General features: G+C 68.1%; 1 protein-coding gene. It reads right to left on the reverse strand.

Features of this window, described 5'->3' with window-relative positions; genetic code table 11:
- On the reverse strand, positions 1-696 hold a 696-nt coding region (locus AC1DS5_RS25080), incomplete at both ends, for an Ig-like domain-containing protein (RefSeq protein WP_477720955.1).

Consider the following 696-nt stretch of genomic DNA (forward strand, 5'->3'; position numbering starts at 1 on the left):
CAGCACGTGCACGTTGCCGCCCACCACAGCGCCTTCGGTCACGCTGTTGCTGTTCGAGAAGGCTGTCGGCACATCGTCCACGATGTCCACGGTGATGGTGCTGGTCACCGTGTTGCCGTTGGCATCCGTCGCCTGGTAGGTGAAGGTGTCGCGGTTGTTCTCGGTGTTGGTGCCGTTGTTGGCGTCCGGGCTGGTGTCAAAGCGCTGCGTCAGCGTGTAGCTGTAGCTGCCGTCCGCGTTGAGCGTCAGCGTGCCGAAGCTGCCTGCGGCCGGACTCGTCAGCGCGTAGCTGTAGCCGCCGGCGCCGCCGCTGACGTTGCCTACCAGCGTGCCGGTCGCCGTCTCGGCCGTGCTCGACGGGTTGCTGCCCGTGGCCAGCGCCGCTTCGTTGACCGTGATGTCGTCGTTGCTTGCCGCCAGGCCGCTGTCGGTCAGCGTGATCGTCAGTGTCGTCGTGCTCAGGTCGCCGTCGCCGTCCTTGATGGTGTACACAAAGGTGTCGGTCGCGCCAGCCGGCGGCACCACGTTCGGGCTGCCGTCGTAGCTGTAGCTGCCGTTGGCCTGCAGTGTCAGCGTGCCGAAGCTGCCGGCAATGACCGTGTTCACGCCCGTCTGCACCGCCGTCGTGGTGTCGCCTCCGGCCACCCGCACGCCCACCACGCCGCCACCGGCTGCCGCGCCGTCGGCGCCGAACAC

Source organism: Polaromonas sp. P4_H1 (assembly GCF_056400945.1).